General features: G+C 68.1%; 19 protein-coding genes and 4 tRNA genes. 15 read left to right on the forward strand and 8 right to left on the reverse strand.

The features are described 5' to 3' along the window. Window positions 1–87 precede the first annotated feature (87 nt). From CAM01S_RS11655 to CAM01S_RS11665, 3 genes are all read left to right on the forward strand, one after another. Entirely contained in the window at window positions 88–924 is an 837-nt protein-coding gene (locus CAM01S_RS11655; RefSeq protein WP_083527996.1) for a demethylmenaquinone methyltransferase, read from the forward strand. A gap of 30 nt (window positions 925–954) precedes the next feature. Next, complete coding sequence (locus CAM01S_RS11660; protein WP_066521652.1) at window positions 955–2,031, forward strand: polyprenyl synthetase family protein; 1,077 nt, start codon at window positions 955–957, stop codon at window positions 2,029–2,031. Window positions 2,032–2,092: 61 nt separating this feature from the next. Continuing rightward, window positions 2,093–3,466 (forward strand): FAD-dependent oxidoreductase, encoded by a 1,374-nt coding sequence (locus CAM01S_RS11665; RefSeq protein ID WP_066521659.1) that lies wholly within the window; start codon window positions 2,093–2,095, stop codon window positions 3,464–3,466. A 181-nt stretch (window positions 3,467–3,647) separates the two neighbouring features. Here CAM01S_RS11665 and cls read toward each other — a convergent pair whose 3' ends face one another. Both cls and CAM01S_RS11675 read right to left on the reverse strand, forming a co-directional pair. After that, entirely contained in the window at window positions 3,648–5,108 is a 1,461-nt protein-coding gene (gene cls, locus CAM01S_RS11670) for a cardiolipin synthase (protein ID WP_066521661.1), read from the reverse strand. Window positions 5,109–5,130: 22 nt separating this feature from the next. Beyond that, the gene (locus CAM01S_RS11675; RefSeq protein WP_066521663.1) at window positions 5,131–5,619 is read right to left on the reverse strand and encodes a YajQ family cyclic di-GMP-binding protein; all 489 of its coding nucleotides are present in this window, start codon (window positions 5,617–5,619) and stop codon (window positions 5,131–5,133) included. A 142-nt stretch (window positions 5,620–5,761) separates the two neighbouring features. Here CAM01S_RS11675 and CAM01S_RS11680 point away from each other — a divergent pair. From CAM01S_RS11680 to CAM01S_RS11705, 6 genes are all read left to right on the forward strand, one after another. Beyond that, window positions 5,762–5,843: transfer RNA gene (locus CAM01S_RS11680), tRNA-Tyr, on the forward strand. Window positions 5,844–5,898: 55 nt separating this feature from the next. Beyond that, a complete protein-coding gene (locus CAM01S_RS11685) occupies window positions 5,899–6,744 on the forward strand; it encodes an inositol monophosphatase family protein (RefSeq protein ID WP_066521666.1) in 846 nt (281 codons plus the stop codon). Window positions 6,745–6,822: 78 nt separating this feature from the next. After that, window positions 6,823–7,638 carry a M23 family metallopeptidase gene (locus CAM01S_RS11690; protein ID WP_066521670.1) on the forward strand — a complete coding sequence of 272 codons (816 nt, stop codon included), beginning with the start codon at window positions 6,823–6,825 and terminating at the stop codon, window positions 7,636–7,638. A gap of 99 nt (window positions 7,639–7,737) precedes the next feature. Next, window positions 7,738–7,809: transfer RNA gene (locus tag CAM01S_RS11695), tRNA-Thr, on the forward strand. Window positions 7,810–7,840: 31 nt separating this feature from the next. Then, window positions 7,841–7,917: transfer RNA gene (locus CAM01S_RS11700), tRNA-Met, on the forward strand. A gap of 347 nt (window positions 7,918–8,264) precedes the next feature. Beyond that, window positions 8,265–8,984, forward strand: coding sequence for an AAA family ATPase (locus CAM01S_RS11705; RefSeq protein ID WP_066521672.1), 720 nt, complete (start codon window positions 8,265–8,267; stop codon window positions 8,982–8,984). Window positions 8,985–9,042: 58 nt separating this feature from the next. Here the strand turns inward: CAM01S_RS11705 and CAM01S_RS11710 are convergent, their stop codons facing one another. Then, the gene (locus CAM01S_RS11710; RefSeq protein WP_066521682.1) at window positions 9,043–9,318 is read right to left on the reverse strand and encodes a hypothetical protein; all 276 of its coding nucleotides are present in this window, start codon (window positions 9,316–9,318) and stop codon (window positions 9,043–9,045) included. A 50-nt stretch (window positions 9,319–9,368) separates the two neighbouring features. Between CAM01S_RS11710 and CAM01S_RS11715 the strand changes: the two genes are divergently transcribed. Next, window positions 9,369–10,049, forward strand: a complete 681-nt coding sequence (locus tag CAM01S_RS11715) for an acetyltransferase (protein ID WP_157071549.1) — start codon at window positions 9,369–9,371, stop codon at window positions 10,047–10,049. Here the strand turns inward: CAM01S_RS11715 and CAM01S_RS11720 are convergent. From CAM01S_RS11720 to fdhD, 4 genes are all read right to left on the reverse strand, one after another. Next, window positions 10,039–11,040 carry an alpha/beta family hydrolase gene (locus CAM01S_RS11720; protein ID WP_066521691.1) on the reverse strand — a complete coding sequence of 334 codons (1,002 nt, stop codon included), beginning with the start codon at window positions 11,038–11,040 and terminating at the stop codon, window positions 10,039–10,041. The two genes, CAM01S_RS11715 and CAM01S_RS11720, sit on opposite strands and share 11 nt — an antisense overlap. 92 nt (window positions 11,041–11,132) lie before the next feature. Then, on the reverse strand, window positions 11,133–12,044 hold the full coding sequence (locus CAM01S_RS11725; protein ID WP_169795870.1) for an alkaline phosphatase family protein: 912 nt from the start codon (window positions 12,042–12,044) through the stop codon (window positions 11,133–11,135). A gap of 44 nt (window positions 12,045–12,088) precedes the next feature. Then, a complete protein-coding gene (locus CAM01S_RS11730; RefSeq protein WP_066521703.1) occupies window positions 12,089–14,419 on the reverse strand; it encodes an FdhF/YdeP family oxidoreductase in 2,331 nt (776 codons plus the stop codon). After that, window positions 14,419–15,378: a formate dehydrogenase accessory sulfurtransferase FdhD gene (fdhD, locus tag CAM01S_RS11735; RefSeq protein ID WP_083527998.1), complete on the reverse strand. Its 960-nt coding sequence runs from the start codon at window positions 15,376–15,378 to the stop codon at window positions 14,419–14,421. Before fdhD ends, CAM01S_RS11730 begins: the two co-directional genes overlap by 1 nt. An 80-nt stretch (window positions 15,379–15,458) precedes the next feature. Between fdhD and CAM01S_RS11740 the strand changes: the two genes are divergently transcribed. From CAM01S_RS11740 to CAM01S_RS11750, 3 genes are read left to right on the forward strand one after another with little or no spacing between them, the layout of a single operon-like run. Then, on the forward strand, window positions 15,459–15,920 hold the full coding sequence (locus tag CAM01S_RS11740) for a MaoC family dehydratase N-terminal domain-containing protein (RefSeq protein ID WP_066521709.1): 462 nt from the start codon (window positions 15,459–15,461) through the stop codon (window positions 15,918–15,920). Beyond that, window positions 15,917–16,345, forward strand: coding sequence for a MaoC/PaaZ C-terminal domain-containing protein (locus tag CAM01S_RS11745; protein WP_066521715.1), 429 nt, complete (start codon window positions 15,917–15,919; stop codon window positions 16,343–16,345). Before CAM01S_RS11740 ends, CAM01S_RS11745 begins: the two co-directional genes overlap by 4 nt. Next, window positions 16,342–17,376: a UDP-N-acetylmuramate dehydrogenase gene (locus tag CAM01S_RS11750; RefSeq protein WP_066521723.1), complete on the forward strand. Its 1,035-nt coding sequence runs from the start codon at window positions 16,342–16,344 to the stop codon at window positions 17,374–17,376. Before CAM01S_RS11745 ends, CAM01S_RS11750 begins: the two co-directional genes overlap by 4 nt. 15 nt (window positions 17,377–17,391) lie before the next feature. Here CAM01S_RS11750 and CAM01S_RS11755 read toward each other — a convergent pair whose 3' ends face one another. After that, window positions 17,392–18,618, reverse strand: coding sequence for a pyridoxal phosphate-dependent aminotransferase (locus CAM01S_RS11755; RefSeq protein ID WP_066521728.1), 1,227 nt, complete (start codon window positions 18,616–18,618; stop codon window positions 17,392–17,394). Between the two features lie 195 nt (window positions 18,619–18,813). Between CAM01S_RS11755 and CAM01S_RS11760 the strand changes: the two genes are divergently transcribed. Together CAM01S_RS11760 and secE are read left to right on the forward strand one after the other, a co-directional pair. Beyond that, window positions 18,814–18,886: transfer RNA gene (locus CAM01S_RS11760), tRNA-Trp, on the forward strand. A 36-nt stretch (window positions 18,887–18,922) separates the two neighbouring features. Further along, window positions 18,923–19,186: a preprotein translocase subunit SecE gene (gene secE / locus CAM01S_RS11765; RefSeq protein WP_245631633.1), complete on the forward strand. Its 264-nt coding sequence runs from the start codon at window positions 18,923–18,925 to the stop codon at window positions 19,184–19,186. The last annotated feature ends 79 nt before the right edge of the window (window positions 19,187–19,265 follow it).

A 19,265-nucleotide genomic window follows, 5' to 3' on the forward strand; every position in this document is an offset into this window, starting at 1 on the left:
CTGTCCGAGTCCCGCGGCCGACGGGCGCGATCGCGGCGCTCGGAGGTCGCCGGGAACGCACCGTTCGCTACCCGTAGGATGACTGGGATGAGCAGAGCGGACTTGAACAAGCGGCCCGAGCAGGTGGCGGCCATGTTCGACGACGTCGCTGCCCGATACGACGTCACGAACGACATCCTCTCTGCCGGAAACGCCGGCCTGTGGCGCGTCGCCACGGTGCGCGCGATCGATCCGCAGCCGGGTGAGAAAGTCCTCGACATCGCGGCCGGAACCGGGACGAGCTCTGCAGCGATCGCCAAGCGCGGCGCCACCGTCACCGCGCTCGATCTGTCCGAAGGCATGCTCGAGGTAGGCCGCTCACGCCACCCCGAGATCGAGTTCGTCCACGGCGACGCCGAGTCGCTGCCCTTCCCGGACGACACCTTCGATGCGGTCACGATCTCCTTCGGCCTGCGGAACGTGAACGATCCGATCCAGGCGCTCGCCGAGATGGTGCGGGTGCTGAAGCCCGGAGGGCGCCTCGTGGTGTGCGAGTTCTCCACGCCGCCCCTCGCCCTCTTGCGCATGACCTACACGACCTACCTGCAGCGCGTGCTCCCATCCGTCGCGAAGCTCGCGAGCAGCAATCCCGCCGCCTACAGCTATCTCGCCGAGTCGATCGCGGCGTGGCCGGAGCAGCAGGTCCTCAGCCAGTGGTTGCGCGGTGTCGGGTTCACCATGGTCGCGTACCGCAACCTCACCGCGGGGATCGTGGCGCTCCATCGCGGCCGGAAGCCGGTTGCCGGCCCGGTTCGCGCATCGGTGGCCCGCCGTGCCCGCGCGCGACGCGAACACCAGAGCCCCGCGGCGCCGTCCGGCCTCCGTCATGACGAGCCCGGCTCGGCACCGGACACGACGCCAGACGCGTCCGGCACCGCGAGCTGACCGCACCCCGTCCCGAATACGGAGCAGCACTTGAATCCGAGCGTCCCGGTCGCGAAACGCGCGCCGAGCCTTCGCACCTCACTCGGCATCGGCGCGCGCCTGTTCGCGACCCCGGCGGAGCGGACGTTCATCGCACGCGTCGACGAGGGCCTCGAACTCGTCGAACAGGGGCTTGAAGACGCGATGCGATCCGCGGACACCCTTGCCGACACCACGAGCCGCTACCTCCTGGCCGCGGGCGGGAAGCGGATCCGCCCGACGCTCACGCTCCTGCTCGCGCAGCTCGGCGAGGGCGTCACGCCGGCTGTCGTGAAGTCCGCCGTCAGCATCGAGATCACGCACCTGGCCTCGCTGTACCACGACGACGTCATGGATGAAGCGCCGGTGCGCCGCGGCGTCCCTGCTGCCCACGTCACCTACGGCAACAACGTCGCGATCCTGACCGGGGATCTGCTGTTTGCGCGGGCATCGCTCATCACGTCCGAGTTGGGCGCCGAGGGCATCCGGATGCAGGCGGAGACCTTCGAGCGGCTGTGTCTTGGACAGCTCCACGAGACGACCGGGCCGCAGCCCGGCGAGGATCCGATCGCGCACTACATCGACGTCCTGAGCGACAAGACCGGGTCGCTCATCGCGACCGCCGCGCGCGCCGGCGTGATGTTCTCCGGCGCCGATCGCACCTACCTGCCGGCGGTCGCGGAGTTCGGCGAGAAGGTGGGCGTCGCGTTCCAACTCGTCGACGACGTCATCGACCTCGCGCCGGCCGGGGATCGTACCGGCAAGATCGCGGGCAACGACCTCCGCGCCGGCGTCGAGACGCTTCCTCTGCTCCAGCTTCGTCATCGGGCCGCAGCCGATCCGAGCGCTGCGGCGCTCCTCCAGCGCGTCACCGACGACGTCGCCGGCGCCGACGACGACGCCGTACTGACCGACCGATACCAGTCGGCGGTGGCAGCACTGCGCGAGCACGATGCGACGGCAGCGACCCGCGCCCTCGCCGCCCAGTGGGCGCACGAGGCGGTCGCAGCGCTCGCACCGCTCCCGGACGGCCTCGTGAAACGAGCGCTCGTCCGATTCGCGGACTCGGTCGTCGACCGCTCACGGTAAGCGACCGCCCCGGCCGACCAGCCGATCCGAACGTTCCGATTCCAACGAACAGGAGACCCCGGTGTCCACACTTCGACTCGCCATCGTCGGGGCCGGTCCCGCCGGCATCTACGCCGCCGACATCCTCCTGCGGGAAGCGCGCGGATTCGATGTGTCGATCGATCTGTTCGAACAGCTTCCAGCCCCGTACGGCCTCGTCCGCTACGGTGTCGCGCCCGACCATCCGCGCATCAAGGGCATCATCAACGCCCTCCGCGACGTCCTCGATCGCGGGGACATCCGCATCTTCGGCAACGTGCACTTCGGCTCGGACATCACGCTCGCCGACCTGAAGCGGCATTACAACGCCGTGATCTTCGCAACTGGAGCGATCCGCGACGCCGAGTTGGGCCTCCCCGGTGTCGAACTCGAGGGCTCATACGGCGCGGCGGATTTCGTGAGCTGGTTCGACGGGCACCCCGACGTGCCCCGCACGTGGCCGCTCACCGCGGAAAGCGTCGCCGTGATCGGAAACGGGAACGTCGCACTCGACGTGTCGCGCATCCTCGCGAAGCATGCCGAGGATCTGCTGCCGACGGAGATCCCCGACAACGTCTATCAGGGCCTGAAGGCATCGCCCGTGACCGATGTGCACGTCTTCGGCCGCCGCGGCCCGGCGCAGGTCAAGTTCACGCCGCTCGAGCTTCGCGAGCTCGGCGAGATGCGGGACGTCGACATGATCGTCGCCGACGAGGACTTCGAGTACGACGAGGCATCGAAGACGGCAATCACGACGAACAAGCAGATCATGGTCATCGACCGGGTCCTCCAGTCGTGGCGGAAGCGACCGGTCGGCAACGCCTCGCGTCGACTGCACCTGCACTTCTACGCGAAGCCGACCGAGTTCGTCGGCGACGAGCACGGCCGTGTGACGGCCATCCGGTACGAGCGCACCAAACCCGACGGGCAAGGAGGCGTGGTCGGCACGGGCGAGATGCGCGAGATCGCGGTGCAGGCCGTGTATCGCGCCGTCGGGTACTTCGGATCGCCGCTCGCGGACGTGCCCTTCGACGACCGCCATGGTGTCATCCCGAACCACGAGGGTCAGATCCTCGACGCGGACAACCGTCAGCTTCCCGGCATGTACGCGACGGGCTGGATCAAGCGCGGGCCGGTGGGGCTCATCGGCCACACGAAGTCCGACGCGATGGAGACCATCCAGCACCTGGTGACCGATCAGGCGAGCTGGTGGTCGCCGGAGCAGCCAAGCCCAGACGCGATTCCGGAGCTCCTCCACGAGCGCGGCGTGCGGTTCACCGACCTCGACGGATGGCACAACCTCGACGCGCACGAGATCGCGCTCGGCGAGCCGGAGGGGCGGGCCCGCATCAAGGTCGTCCCGCGCGAGGACATGGTCGCGGTATCACTCGGTGAGGAGACGCCCGCGACCGCATGAGCGCGTTGCGCGGCCGGCACTGAGGAGTGCTGGGCCTGCTGGGCCTGCTGGGCCTGCTGGTCGCTCTGGGCCTGCTGGTCGCTCTGGGCCTGCTGGTCGCTCTGTGCCTGCTGGTCGCTCTGTGCCTGCTGGGCGAGCTGGCGCTCCGTGCGGGCCGCCCGACCGTGCGCGCCAGTCCGCGTTACTGGAGTGCGGCGGTGAGCCGCGCGACGTTGTCGAGGACTTGCGAGCGCGTGGGTCGTTGCAGCCATTCGTCGAGCGTGATCTCGAAGCTATCCGACTTGTACGAGTCCTGAATCGTGCGGAGCGCCTCCACAAAGGTTCGACCACGGACCATCACGGAGATCTCGAGGTTCAGGCTGAATGACCGCATGTCCATGTTGCTCGACCCGATGACGGCGACCTCGTCGTCGATCGTGAAGTGCTTGGCGTGGAGGATCGTCGGACGGTTGTAGAGCCAGATCCGCACGCCGGCGCGGAGGAGCCCCTCGTAGTAGGAACGCTGCGCGTGCCAGGTGAGGGTATGGTCACCGATCTCACCGACGAAGAGCTCCACGTCGACGCCGCGCTGCGCCGCGGTGGTGATCGCGTACAGCATGGAGTCGTCGGGCACGAAGTACGGCGAGGTGATCGACACCTTCTGCTGGGCGGAATACAGCAACGCGTTGAAGAGGCGCAGATTGTTCTCGCCGACGAATCCTGGCCCGGAGGGCACGACCTGGCAGTCGAGCGCGTCCTGCCGATCAGCGCGCTGGACGGGGTCGCTCTCGCGCACGAGAAGCTCGTCGGTCTCGCTGTACCAGTCGGTCACGAAGAGCGCGTTGATGCCAGCGACGACGGGACCCTCGAATCGGACGAGCAGATCCTTCCACCGCAGCCCGCGCTCCTGGTGGGCAGGGAGGTCGTAACTGGCGTCGATGAGGTTCTGCGAGCCCGTGAACGCCACCGCGCCGTCGATGACGAGGATCTTCCGATGGTTGCGGAGGTCCGGCCGCTGGAATTTGCCCTTCAGCGGTTGGATCGGCAGCATGAGATGCCATTCGATGCCGATCTCGTCGAGGCGGGCGAGCGTTGCCCGATACCCCGGATATCCGCGGCTCGCGATGTGGTCGAGCAGGAACTTCACGGTGACACCGCGGTCGATCGCGCGCTCGAGCGCGGCGAAGAACGGCGCCGTGGTCGCGTCCAGTGTTGCGATGTAGAACTCGACGTGGACGAATCGACGCGCCCCGTCGACGGCTCGCGTCATCTCGGCGATGCCTTCGTCATAGTCGGGATACAGCTCGGCACTGTTCCCGCCGACGAGCGGCATGGATCCGAGCCCGCGGTTGAGCTCGGTGACCCGTTCGAGCCACGGCGGCCAGGGCGGGTCGCGGCGAACGCGGTCCATGCCCTCTGTCTGGTCGAGGATGTACTGGTTGATCTCGGCCTGCTTCTCACGACGCGCCTTCGGCAGCTTCGTCGAGCCGATAAGCAGGAAGATCACGAACCCGATGTACGGGATCAGGAAGATGGCGAGCAGCCAGCCCGTCGCGGTCTGCGGCTTCCGGTTGATCGGAACGTAGATGATCGAGAAGGCGCGGATGCTGAGGTCGAGCAGGACGAGGACGACGACGATCGCCGTGCCGAGCCAGCCGTTCATCGTGCAGCCCGTTCGACGGCGCTCAGCGGAAGTTCACGAACTGGAGCGGGACGTCGAAGTCCTGCCCCTTGAGGAGAGCGATCGTGGCCTGCAGGTCGTCGCGGCTCTTCGAGGAGACGCGCATCTCATCGCCCTGGATCTGGCTTTTCACGGTCTTCGGCGCCTCTGCCCTGATGACCGCGCCGATCTTCTTGGCGACGTCCTGCTCGATCCCGTTCTTGAGCTTCGCCTCGATGCGGTACTCCTTGCCCGAGGCGTACGGCTCGCCGGCGTCGAGGCTCTTCAGGCTGATCCCGCGCTTGATGAGCTTGGACTCGAAGACATCGAGCACCGCTTTCGCGCGGTCCTCGGAGTTCGCCTTGATGAGCACGTCCTCGCCACTGAACGCGATCGACGCGCCCACACCCCTGAAGTCGTAGCGCTGCTCGATCTCCTTCGCGGCCTGATTGAGTGCGTTCTCCGCCTCCATCTTGTCGACCTTGCTGACCACGTCGAAGGAGCTGTCTGCCATGCCGCACAGCCTAGCGGCGGCCGGGAGGCGCGGTGCCGGTCAGCAGGGGAGCGCACGCCGGTCTGTGGTCGGGATCCGCGCCTCCGATCCGGTATGCTCGTGGGGCGCCTTCGGTCGGTGATCACACGGGCCGGGTGCGCATGGCGAGTTACCCAAGCGGCCAAAGGGATCTGACTGTAAATCAGCCGGCGTAGCCTTCGGGGGTTCGAATCCCTCACTCGCCACGGTTGAAAGGCGTTCGGCTGGTCCGAGCGCCTTTCGCGGTTCAGGAGCATCACCATGCCCGTTGCACAGCCACTCGACCAGTCCGAGCTGCGGCAGCTCGCGGAGCTCGCCGAGCGCATCGCGCGACAAGCCGGCGAGATCGCCGTTCGTCGTCGCGCCGAAGGGGTCGAGGTCGCGGACCGCAAGTCGAGCATTGTCGACGTCGTGACGGCGGCCGACCGCGAGGTCGAGGCGTTCATCCGCGGTGCGATCGCCGCGGCGCGGCCGGCCGATGGATTCCTCGGCGAGGAGACCGGCGCGGCGGCCGGCGCGAGCGGTCTGACGTGGGTCGTCGACCCGATCGATGGCACGGTCAACTACTTGTACGGGTCGACCGCATACGGCATCAGCATCGCGGTCGTTGCGGGTGAGCCTGACCCGGCCCGGTGGACCCCGCTCGTCGGCGTGGTTGTCGTGCCGGCGATCGATGTCGTCTACCGCGCGGTGGCGGGAGGCGGGGCGACGCGGAACGGGACATCACTGGGGGTCGCAGCCCCGGCCTCCCTGGCGGAGACGATGCTGGCGACCGGGTTCGGATACACCGCCGACCGGCGTCGGCAGCAGATCGCGGTGCTCGGCCCAGTGGTCGGTGCGGTTCGCGACATCAGACGCGTCGGTGCCGCGTCTGTCGATTTCTGCTCGGTCGCCGACGGCACCGTCGACGCGTATTACGAGCGCGGCCTCAATCCGTGGGACATGGCGGCTGGGGCGCTCGTGGCGACCGAAGCCGGGGCTGCCCTGCACACGTGGGACGCGTCCGGCGTGCGTGCATACCTGGTGGCCGCGCCGGGTGTCGACTCGGCACTGCTGACGCTGATTCGCGACGCCGAGGCAGCCGTGCTCGGGAGCGGTGCAGCCTGAAGCTGGTAATCTGCTCAGGCTCGTCGCCCGGTGTCGTCGCTGTGGCGGTACCCACCCACCCGACGGAGTCCTCGACGCATGCCGAAACACGCCGCCAGCACCCGTTCCCGCGCCCGGATCCGACGCACCGGACGACACATCGCGGTCGCTGCGCCGCTCGCGGACCGGAGGCAGAGGGTCACCCCCGTCCGTCGCCCGGCGGTCCAGCGCATCCTTGCGCCGGGAGCCGCAGCGGGACTCGCGCTCGTCGCCGCGTTCCTCGTCGCCACGACCGTCCCGGCTGAGGCGGTCACACCGAGCTCGGATCCCGCGGCGCTCCGACTCGGCGGAGGCCCGAGTGACCAGGTGGTGTCGGGGCGGGCGCTGGGAGAGCCGCCGGTGCAGCGCGACGGCTACACCGTCGTCGACGGCTCGGCTGGTCGTTCCGCCAACACATTCACCAACGATCCGACGGCGGCGATCCAGTGGCCCTTCCTGACCGGGGTGCCGATCACATCCGGGTTCGGCGCGCGGTCCGTCGCCGGGTGCTCGTTCTGCTCGACCTCGCACCCGGGCGTCGACTTCGCGCCCGGCGCCGGGGTTCCGATCCGGGCGATCGCCGGCGGGGTCGTGACACGTGTGCAGGCCCACGACGGAGGTTATGGGAACGACGTCTGGGTAACCCACGATGTCGATGGGCTGCGGTTCGTCAGCGTCTACGGGCACATGCAAGACGGCTCGTTCGCTGTCACGGTCGGGCAGCGTATCGCTGTCGGAGCGGTTCTCGGTCGCGTCGGCAGCACCGGAAACTCGACCGGCCCGCACCTGCATCTCGAGGTGCATGTCAACGGGCAGCCGGTCGATCCGCTTGCCTGGCTCCGCGCGCACGCGGGGTCCGGGTCGAGCGCGGGTTGAGTCGGGGTTGAGTCCGGGTTGCGCGACGGAGCAGCCGTGCGGCTCTGCTATCCTCGTCTGGTGCCGTTCGGCGCCCGGTCTCCGGGCATGCGCGGCAGCGCCCCGATAGCTCAGTGGTAGAGCACTTCCATGGTAAGGAAGGGGTCGTCAGTTCAATCCTGACTCGGGGCTCCGACTCTCACGCCACGCGTGCGAGTGTCGCGGCGGGGTAGCTCAGTTGGTTAGAGCACACGGCTCATAATCGTGGTGTCGCGGGTTCAAGTCCCGCCCTCGCTACCAGTAATGATCTCTGGTCTTCGGGTTCTCGAAGCGGTTTTCTGCGAAGACACCGCCTCACGTGCTCGGCGCTCCGGCCGCTCGGCATCCAGATCCTTCGGCGATCCCTGCATCCGTCCTCCCAGGTTTCGGGCCACCGGTCCTTTACCGGGGTCGAGCCCTTCGACACCGGCATCGGCCCTGCCGTCGACTCCTGCGACTCCGACGCAGTCGGCAAGCCCGTCCACCGGCGCCACCTCGGCAGCGCCGGTCGGCAACGCCTACGGGACAACCGGGACCTGCATCAACTGACGGCGACGGCTGAACACGCCGTTCGGGCTTCGTCGCGGCGTCGGTGGGAGGATCGCGGCATGGGCACGTCGGGATCCATCCGACGGGTGCAGGAGAACACCCTGGACCCGATGCCGCGCGGGCCGTGGCCAACCACCGTTCCGGCTGTTCGGCAACTCCTCGACGATGGACTGGATCTCAGCCCGATCACCATCCTCGTCGGCGAAAACGGAGCGGGGAAGTCGACCGTCGTCGAGGCGGTCGCGCTGGCCTTCGGCATGTCCGCGGAGGGCGGCTCCACTGGCGCGAATCACTCCACCCGCCCGTCCGAATCAGCCCTCTGGCAGCACCTTACGCTCGTTCGAGAACCAGGCGCACCGCGCCGCGGATTCTTCTTGAGGGCAGAGACGATGCACGGCTTCTTCACCTATCTGGAGGAGCACCCGGGCGCACGCGCGGAACCGCGGTTCCACGAGCTGTCCCACGGCGAGTCGTTCCTGGAGGTCATCGTCGATCGGTTCCGCGGGCCGGGGCTCTGGGTGCTGGACGAGCCCGAGTCTGCACTGTCGTTCTCCGGATGCCTCGCGCTCATCGGAGCGCTCGAGGAGGCGACGAGAGCGAATGGATCGCAAGTCATCCTCTCCACGCACTCGCCCATCCTCGCGAGGATGCCCGGTGCTCGAGTCCTCGAGCTCGACGACTGGGGATTCCACGAGACCAGCTGGGAGGAACTGCCCCTCGTTCAGAACTGGCGGTCGTTCCTCGACGACCCCGAACGGTACTTCCGGCATCTCCGGTAGTCGGGTGTCAAATGACCGTTCTCCCAGCCCCACGCAACGACGGGCGGATCCGCGGGTGTCAGCGGGCCAGGAGGATCTGCGCGATCGCGATGACGACGATGCCGCAGATCGGTACCCCCGCGATGAGAAGGCCGGCTCGGACCTGGGTGCGACGAATGGTGTGCGGGCCGTCGCCCCCTGCGGCGATCTGCGTCGCGGCGACGAGTTGCGGCGAGGCGGCGGGAGGGATCGGTGGCGGTTCCGGACGGTCGTCCTCGAACGACGGCACCTCGATCACGAACGAATCCGGGTCGATTGCCGCTGGCAGCCTTCGGTAGGAATCGCGTTCAGCCATTCCGCACCTCCTTGTTTCGTGACAATACGCTCCTCCCGTACGGTGAATGCATGAGGGGGTACGAGGTGCGGTCTTTGCGACCCGTCCGCGTCCTCAAGGACGACGACCCAGAGGCCGCCGCACTCCACCGGGATGGGTGGCGCGTCGTCGCCGAGTCCTGGGGTGCTCGGTTGGTGCTCGACGACGGATTCGATCCGGCGCCGTTTCGTTCGTTCGTCGAGCGGGCCGAGCAGCAGGACGTCGCTGTCGCCGAACTCGACGAAGGCTGGACGGAGGCGCTGCTCGCGTTCGAAGCGGCGACGCACGACGACTACCCGGTCACCCCTGCGACGCCCGCTCCGCCGCTCCGAGATGGCGACGACATCGCCGAGCGGCGCGCGGCAGGCTGGCGCGTCTTCGGCGCGGTGCGCGACGGGGTCGTGCTCGCGGCGTCATGGATACGGGTGCACGGCGACCAGGCTGAGACGGAAACCACCGCCGTGCTCGCGACGGAGCGCCGTCGCGGACTCGCCGTTGCGGTGAAGGCCGCCAGCGTGCTCGCGGCAGCAGCGGACGGGGCGCGCACGTTCGCAACCGGTGGTGCTGGTGTGAACGCCGGCAGCATCGCAATGAATCAGTCCCTCGGGTACACCCTCACGGAACGGTGGCTCAGTCTGTCGGCGCCGGAACCGAGCGACTCCTCCAGCGGTGCTGCAGTGTCGGATGCGTCGGCGCGGCCGACTACCCGCTGACGCGAGCAACGAACCCGCTGGTGGCCTCGACGATTCGATTGCGCGCTGCTGTCGACGTGATCGTGCTTGAGTGGTCGCCAGGCTGGGGCCCGTAGGCGCCGAAGTCGGCGTGATTGCCGCCCTGCACCACGGTGAAGGTGGTGTTCGCGGGAAGGTTGCGTCGCGAGGCTGCGATGTCAGCCGGGGTGGCGAGCCCGTCACGAGATCCCGAGACCGACAGCACCGGAATCCGGAGCGACGCGTGCAGGTCGCTCGCAGGGTATGAGGCCCAGAAGAAGAGTCCCACTACGGGCGAACGGCTGTCGTGCTGTCCGTCGTTCGCCTCGATGGCGGCAACGGTGCCGCCGAGTGAGTGGCCGCCGATCACCCAGCGCGTCACCTGCGGGAACGACCGTTGGGCTGCCGAGAACGCCCCGGTGGCGAGAAAGGCGATGTCGAGCGGCTGCTTCGCGATCACCACGATGTGGCCCTGCTCTGCCTCCGGGCGAAGCGCCGCTGCATAGGCGCGGGCGTCGACGAGGGCGCCAGGTTGAAAGAAGACGCCGGTGGTGTCGGGCGCGCTCGTCGGACGGATCACGATCCGGGTCGCGGTCTCGGACACGCTGACGGTCGAGTCGGACCGCATGGCGGCGAGGGCCGGTTCGACGGCGGAGTGCGGGCGGAGCCACGCGATCGCCGCGATCCAGCCGGCGGCGAGGACAACGCCGGCGATCCGCAGCACGGTGAAGCCCCGCCGCCTGCGCTCGCCGCGATCGCGCTGAGGACGCGGCTGATGCCCTCTGCCTGGTCGGCCGAGACGTGTCGCACATGCCAGCGCTGCGATTCCGCCGAGGGCAGTCAGCACGAGCAGCACCGGATAGGCGGGATGCGAGTGCACGACACCGCCCCATGCCGTCACCGCCACCCAGAGGACGATGCCGAGGCCGGCGAGCGCTTCCAGGACGGCGATCCAGGTGACGAGGTTGCGCCTCCAGGTGTGAGCAGCAGCCATGACGTTCCTTCGCGGTAGCAGCAGGTGCGCCGTTCAGGACGAACGACGATATGCACCACGCTACCGTTCAGCCGGCTGACGAAGCAGAGCGGTCATCTGAGCATGCTTGCCATGCTCGACGCGTGCCGGTCGTTCGTTCCGAGCGGTGGAACGCCGAGCCCCTCTTCGATGGTGCGGAGCAACGAGTAGTGGTTGTACGCCGTGCTGTCCCTGGCTCCCGACCGAGCCACCGGGCCTGCGAAGACGCAAGCGACCGAGTTATTGAGGTCGTTGCCCTCGTCGAACGTGATGGCGAGCAACGATCGTTGGCTCCTGAACGCTGGGGACGCGAGGATCGCCGGGACGGTTCGGCGGAGCCACGCGTCACCCCTGGCGATGGAGCAGTCATGCATGTCATTGCACAGGTTGGGGCTGATCACGGCGAGGCTCGGGGTCGTGCTGGCCGCCGCCAGATCGTGGGTGAGTTGCGTCAGCGGAACGTCGTGGCGGTGGCAGGCCGCCTGATCGCTCGTGACGCTCGGGAAATACAGGAACGGGTTGTGCTTGACCGCGTATCTCGATGTGTTCGCGGTCGAGCACGGCGAGGGCATGCTCTCCGCGTACATCTTCCAGCTCTTGCCGGCGCGCTCGAGCGCCTGCGCGATGTTCGGTGCGCGGTCGACGCAACGCCCTCCCGGCGGATTGCAGTCGCTCGTGATTCCTGCGGTCGTGCCGCTTGTGAGTGCGAGATAGTTCGGCAGGCTCGGATGCGTGATGGCCGAGTAGTTCGTCGCGACGGCGCCGCTGTTGGCGAGCTGATTGAGGTAGGTCGCGTCGGGGTTTCCGAGGATCGCCTGCGTCGGCTTGTTCTCCTCGATGATGACCACGACATGCGCGAGCGGCGGGACTCCGGCGGTCGCCGTCGACGCTGCGGGGGAGCGTGCGGCGGAAGCATCCCCGTGCGCTGGAGCGGACGAACCGTCGCTGGAGCGTGCGCAACCCGCGAGCGCTGTCACCAGCAGCACGCCGGCCAACGCTGCGCTCCGGCGTCGGCGAGAAGCGACGACGCCTATCCGAGTGCTCCGATGGTCTGCTGCTCGGGAACGAGCGAGGCGGCCGGCTCCAGTCGGACGATCACCGCTTTCGAGACGGGTGTGTTGCTGCCGGTGGCCGCGCTTTGCAACGGGACGAGCACATTCGCCTCCGGGTAGTACGCGGCTGCGCATCCCTTCGCCGTCGGGTACGAGACGATCCGGTACCCGCGGAGCTCACGATCGGGCTGACCCGGCCACTCGCTGAAGATGTCGACGCGCTGGCCGTCGTGCAGCCCGAGCTCTGCGAGGTCCTCCGGGTTGACAAAGATCACGTCGCGGCCGTTCTTGATGCCGCGGTAGCGGTCATTCAGGCTGTAAACGGTCGTGTTGAACTGATCGTGCGAACGGAGCGTCTGCAGAATCAGACGGCCGGCGGGACGCTCGAGCGGCTCGAGATAGTTCACGGTGATCATCGCTTTGCCGGTCTTCGTGTCGAAACGGCGCGCGTCTCGCGGACCGTTCGGCAGCACGAAGCCGCCCTTCTTGCGGACATCGCGGTTGAACGACTCGAAGCCGGGCACCACGTGGCTGATGTGCTCGCGGATGATGTCGTAGTCGGACTCGAATGCGCTCCAGTCGATACCGCTTTCCGAACCGAGCGTGGCCTTCGCGAGCTCGCACACGATCGCGATCTCGGACAGCAGGTTCGGCGCGACCGGGGGCACCTTGCCGTGCGTCGCGTGCACGGCGCAGACGGTGTCCTCGACCGAGACGAACTGCGGACCCGATGCCTGCAGATCGACCTCGGTGCGGCCGAGCGTCGGCAGGATGAGGGCTTCGTCACCGGTGATGACGTGGGATCGATTGAGCTTGGTCGAAACCTGCACGGTGAGGGCGCTCCCGCGCATCGCTGCCTCCGCAGCGGCGGTGTCCGAGATTGCGGCGACGAAGTTGCCGCCCATCGCGAAGAACACCTTGATATCGCCCCGTTGCAGCCCTTCGAGCGTCTGCACGGCGTCGAATCCGTGGGCGCGCGGCGGGTCGAAGTGGAATTCGCGCTGGAGGGAGTCGAGGAACGTGTCACTCATCTGTTCCCAGATGCCCATGGTCCGGTCGCCCTGCACGTTGCTGTGACCACGGATCGGAGAGGCGCCAGCACCCGGCTTGCCGATGTTGCCGCGCAGCAGGAGGAGGTTCACGACCTCCTTGAGGGTTGCGACGGCGTTCTTGTGCTGCGTGAGCCCCATCGCCCACGTGATGACAACGCGGTCCGACCGCATGTACAGATCGGCCAGCATGTCGATCTCGGCCGTCGTCAACCCGGTCGCCGCGAGGACCTCGTCCTCATCGACGTTTGCGATGTGGTCCCGGAATGCGTCGAGTCCGAGCGTGTACTTGTCCAGAAACGCATGATCGAGGACGGTGCCGGGCGCGGCCGCCTCGGCGGCGAGAACCCGCTTGGACACCGCTTGGAGCAGTGCCATGTCCCCGCCGGACCGGATCTGCAGGAAGTGATCGGCGATCTGGGTTCCGCGGCCGATGATGCCGCGCGGACGCTGCGGGTTCTTGTACCGCATGAGACCTGCTTCGGGGAGCGGGTTGACGGCGACGATGGTTCCGCCGTTCCGCTTCGCCTCCTCGAGCGCGGTGAGCATGCGCGGGTGATTGGTGCCCGGGTTCTGTCCCATCACGATGATGAGGTCGGACTTGCCGAAGTCGTCGTAGCTGATCGTCGACTTGCCGACACCGATCGTTTCGCCGAGCGCTGTCCCGGTGGACTCGTGGCACATGTTCGAGCAGTCCGGCAGGTTGTTCGTGCCGAACGCGCGCACGAACAGCTGATACACGAACGCGGTCTCGTTCGCCGTTCGTCCGCTCGTGTAGAACGATGCCTGGTCAGGGGAGTCGAGCCCGTTCAGGCGGTCGGCGATGATCTGGAACGCGCGCTCCCAGCTCACCGGCTCGTAGTGGTCGGCGCCGCTCGGCTTGTAGACCGGCTGCGTGAGCCGGCCCTGCTGACCGAGCCAGTACTCCGACTTGTCCATGAGGCTCGACAGGGAGTTCTCGGACCAGAAACTCGTCGGAACGGTGATGGGCGTCGCTTCCCAGGTGACGGCCTTGGCGCCGTTCTCGCAGAATTCGAGCACGTTGCGGTGACCCGGGTCGGGCCACGCGCAGCTCATGCAGTCGAAGCCCCCCTTCTGGTTGATCGACGTCATCAGGCGGGCGGTCCGCGCCGCGCCCATCTCCTTGATCGCCGGTTCCATCGAGTTGAGGATCGCCGGCACGCCGACGGCCCAGTCCTTCTTGTGCCCGACCTCGAGGTCCGGGTACTCGTTGCCTGGATTGACGTCGTTGTCGTGCATCAGACTGCTGCTTTCTGGTCGGCGGTCGCCTGGGTCTCACCAGACAAGGGAACCGTAGGGGTCGAAGTGGAAGCCGAAGTCGAGCTCGACTGCGGTGTTGCGTGCTCCGGGGGCAGAGCCTGCGTCTCGACGGCGACGACGCGCTCGCTGCGCGAGTAGATGACCATCGATTGGCCCCGCAGGAAGCCGACGATCGTGATGCCGAGCTCCTTCGCGAGGTCGACGGCGAGCGATGACGGTGCCGAGACCGCAGCGAGGATCGGAATGCCGGCCATCGACGCCTTCTGCACGAGCTCGAAGCTCGCACGCCCGGAGACCATCAGCACGGTGCCCGCCAGCGGGAGGCGGTCTTCTTTCAGAGCCCAGCCCACGACCTTGTCCACGGCGTTGTGGCGGCCGACGTCCTCTCGGAGGACGAGCATCTCGCCGGTGCGCTGATCGAACAGTGCGGCCGCGTGGAGCCCACCCGTCTTATCGAACATGTCCTGGCCGGCGCGCAACCGATCGGGAAGGGAGGCCAGGAAGGCATCGGTCACCGTGGTCCGATCGGCCGCGACGGGGTGGGCCGACTTCGTGCGCACCGCATCGATGCTCGCTTTGCCGCACAGGCCGCAGGAACTCGTCATGTAGAAGTTGCGGTCGAGGCTGGGGTCGGGGAGCGGGACACCACCGCGCAGACTGACATCGAGCACGTTGTAGGTGTTCTCGCCGTCGACCGCGCCGCCCGCGCAGTACCGGATGGCTCGCAGTTCGTCGGTCTGGGCGATCACCCCTTCGGAGACAAGGAATCCGGCGGCGAGGTCGAAGTCGTGGCCCGGTGTGCGCATCGTGATCGACAGCGGCGACCCCGCCACGCGAATCTCGAGCGGCTCCTCGACCGCGAGCACGTCCTCGCGACGGAGCCGTGACTCACCGACGCGCACCCGCGTGATCCGCTTTCGGATCGTCGTCCGTCCCATGGAGCAGGCTTATCACAGGCCGCTGACGGCGGTGCTTCGGCGGGGGAGATCGGCAGGAAGTGCCTCGGTAGACTGCCGGGGTGTCCGTGAATCCTGAGCTTGTCGGCAGAACGTTCCCTCCGGCTCCGCCTTATCTGGTCGGTCGCGAGAAGGTCCGCGAGTTCGCCCGGGCCGTCATCGCGACGAACCCCGTGCACACCGACCCCGACGCTGCACGCGCCGCCGGATACGACGACGTTGTCGCACCTCCGACGTTCGCGGTCGTCGTGCAAGAGGCGACGCTCGCCCAACTCCTCGCGGACCCCGACGCCGGAATCGACTTCTCGCGCGTCGTTCACGGCGAGCAGAAGTTCGTCTACGACCGACCGATCGTCGCCGGCGACGAGCTGACCGCGACCCTCACGGTCACGAGCGTGAAGACGCTTGGCGGAAACGCCATGGTGAGCGCCGAGACCGCTGTGGTCGACGCGGGCGGCGCGCATGTGGTGACTGCGACATCGACGCTGGTGGTCCGCGGCGACGAGGATGGAGCTGACGCATGACGACCCCCTCCCAGACCCTGGCGCACTCGGTGGGCGACGTGATCGCCGAGCGTGAGTACCCGATCTCGCGCGACAGCCTCGTGCGCTATGCGGGCGCCTCCGGCGATTTCAACCCGATCCACTACCGCGACGATGTCGCTGCAGGCGTCGGCCTGCCCGGCGTGCTGGCGCACGGCATGCTGACGATGGGCATCGCGGTCCAGCCGGTCGTCGACTGGCTGGAGGATCGTGGCTGGGTCGTCGAATACGGCGTTCGATTCACGCGCCCCGTCGTCGTCGACCCGGTCGACGGTGCGGTCATCTCCGTGGTGGCGACGGTCGGGCAGGTCGACGAGTCCGGGGTGCCGTCGCGCATCGACCTGACCGTGCGCGCCGCCGCCCAGACGGTGCTCGGCAAGGCCCAGGTCCGCGTCGCGTTCCGGTGACCGATCTCGCAGCGCTCACGTCGTTCCGCGTCGGCGGTCCGGCCCGTCGCCTCGTCACCTGCGCATCGACGGACGACCTGGTTGCAGCCGCGCTCGATGTGTGGGCTGACGACGAGCCCTGGTTCGTCCTCGGTGGCGGCAGCAACGTCCTCGTCGCCGACTCGGGGATCGACGCCACGGTGCTGCTTGTTCGCAGCGCCGGGATCGACGTGCTCGAGGAGTCCGCTACGAGCGTGCGCGTGCGTGTCGCGGCAGGGGTGTCCTGGGACGCGCTCGTCGCGACCGCACTCGAGCGCGGATGGTCCGGCCTCGAACCGTTGAGCGGGATCCCCGGCACGGTCGGGGCTGCACCCGTGCAGAACATCGGGGCGTATGGCACGGAGATCGCCGACGTGCTCACCGGCATCGACTTCCTCGATGCGACCACGGGTGCGCGGGAGTGGATAGGAGCGGACGATCTCGGCTTCGGCTATCGCACGAGCGCGCTGAAGCGTGGGCGAGCAGGCATCGTGCTGGCTGTCGAGTTCCTGCTCGGTCGCAACGGTGGGCTCGTGCCGGTCCGGTACGCGCAACTGGCCTCCGCGCTGCACGTCGAGCTCGGCACTGCGGCCGATGCCGCTGCGGTCCGCGAGACGGTGTTGCGCCTCCGAGCGTCCAAGGGGATGGTGCTCGACCGTGACGACGCGGACACGTGGAGCGCGGGTTCGTTCTTCACGAATCCGATCGTCTCGACGGCGTTTGCGGAGACGGTGCCGTTCGACGCCCCGAGGTGGCCCGTGCAGGACGAGCCCGCGCGCGTGAAACTGAGCGCGGCGTGGCTGATCGAGCAGGCGGGGGTCCCGCGGGGCTACGCGCTTCCCGGCTCTCGTGCGGCAGTGTCGACGAAGCACACGCTCGCGCTCACGAACCGAGGGGGCGCCACGGCGGAGGAGATTGCCGAGCTCGCGCGGTACATCCAGGCGCGGGTATTCGCCCGCTTCGGGGTCTCGCTCGTGCCCGAGCCGGTCGCGGTCGGTGCGTTCGAGGTCTGAGCGCCGCGCGCGCCCTTACCGGAAGAGTCGCTGGAGGCGCGCAACACCTTCGGCGATGTCGTCGTCCCCCAGCGCATACGAGAACCGGAGGTAGCCGCTCGGTCCGAACGCCTCACCGGGGACCACCGCGACCTCGGCCTGATCGAGGATGAGGTCGGCGAGTTCGAGCGTGGTGGTCGGCACAACGCCTCCCCACTCCTTGCCGAGCAGTTCGGAGACGTCGGGATACACGTAGAAGGCGCCTTGCGGCGTCGGGGTCCGGAAGCCCGGGATCGCGTTCAGCCCGGCGACGATGGCGCGACGACGTCGGTCGAAGGCGTCTCGCATCGCGGTCACGGGCTCCTGCGGGCCGGTGAGCGCTGCGATCGCGGCTCGCTGCGAGACGTTCGCGACGTTCGACGACAGGTGGGACTGGAGGTTCGATGCGGCCTTCACCGCGTCCGCCGGCCCGATGAGCCACCCGACCCGCCATCCCGTCATGGCGTAGGTCTTCGCGACGCCGTTCACCAGGATGGCCGTGTCGGCAAGCGCGGGAACGACACCGGTGATCCCGGGCGCGCTGACGCCGTCGTAGACGAGGTCCTGGTAGATCTCATCGCTGATCACCCAGATGCCGTGCTCCAGCGCCCACTCGCCGATGGCGCGCGTCTGCGCCGCTGAGTAGACAGCCCCGGTGGGGTTCGAGGGGGAGCAGAAGAGCAGCGCCTTCGTGCGTGGGGTGCGCGCCGCCTCCAGCTGGTCGACGGTCACGAGGTAGCCCTGGTCGCTTCCGGCGAACACCTCGACCGGGGTGCCGCCGGCGAGTCGGATCGCCTCGGGGTAGGTCGTCCAGTACGGCGCTGGCAGCAGCACCTCGTCGCCGTCGTCGACGATCGTCGCAAACGCCTCGTAGACGGCCTGCTTGCCGCCGTTCGTGACGATCACCTGGGAGGCGCTCACGTCGGCGCCCGCGACGCGTCGCGTTTTCTCCGCGATCGCCTCTTTCAGCTCGGGGAGGCCCGCGGCGGGTGTGTAGCGATGGTTGCGTGGGTCACGCGCGGCGGCGACGGCAGCCTCGACGACATGGTCGGGCGTTGCGAAGTCGGGCTCGCCCGCGGCGAACGAGATCACGGGACGACCAGCGGCCTTGAGCGCCTTCGCCTTGCTGTCCACTTTGAGCGTGGCGGACTCGGCGATCGCGCCGATACGTCGGGCGATCCGGGGGCGGGTGGGGTGCTCGGTGGACTGGGCGTCGGTGCTCACGCGGCCAGCCTAACCGGGGCCGAGTGGACACCGCTGCGAGACCTCCCGTACACTTGCTGCCGGTGGTTGGAGTCCACCAGGATCTCGTGCGCCACGTCGTCGGCAGTTCTTGCGAACGGATGACCAGCAGCCGGGTTGACGGCCTGCTCAGTAGGCGTCTCTGGTCTCCACACCCGGACGGGATTGCCCGTCTGAAGGGCGGTGGCTCAATTGGTAGAGCAGCGGTCTCCAAAACCGCAGGTTGCAGGTTCGAGTCCTGTCCGCCCTGCACTTCGGAAGGGTTGAGATTTTGGCGAGGAAAGACGTGGAGACGACGGCCGACGATGTCGTCACCCGAGCGCGCGACGACCGCGCGCGCCGCCGTGGTCCCATCGCTGCGATCGCCCTCTTCATCCGGCAGGTGATCGGCGAACTGCGGAAGGTCGTCACGCCCACGCGGCGTGAACTCGGCAGCTACACGCTTGTCGTCCTCGTCTTCGTCGTCGTGATGATGGTGCTCGTGTCGGTGCTCGACCTCGCGTTCGGAACCGGTGTGGCCTACCTCTTCGGCAACGGCACCGGCTCCTGAGCCAGCTCCAACCGGCGGCGCCTACCGTTGCTCCGGTTCCGGACGGCGCATGGCCGTCCATTCATCGAGATCTGCACAC

This window comes from Curtobacterium ammoniigenes NBRC 101786, from assembly GCF_001571045.1.
GTDB classification, from domain to species: Bacteria; Actinomycetota; Actinomycetes; order Actinomycetales; family Microbacteriaceae; genus Curtobacterium; species Curtobacterium ammoniigenes.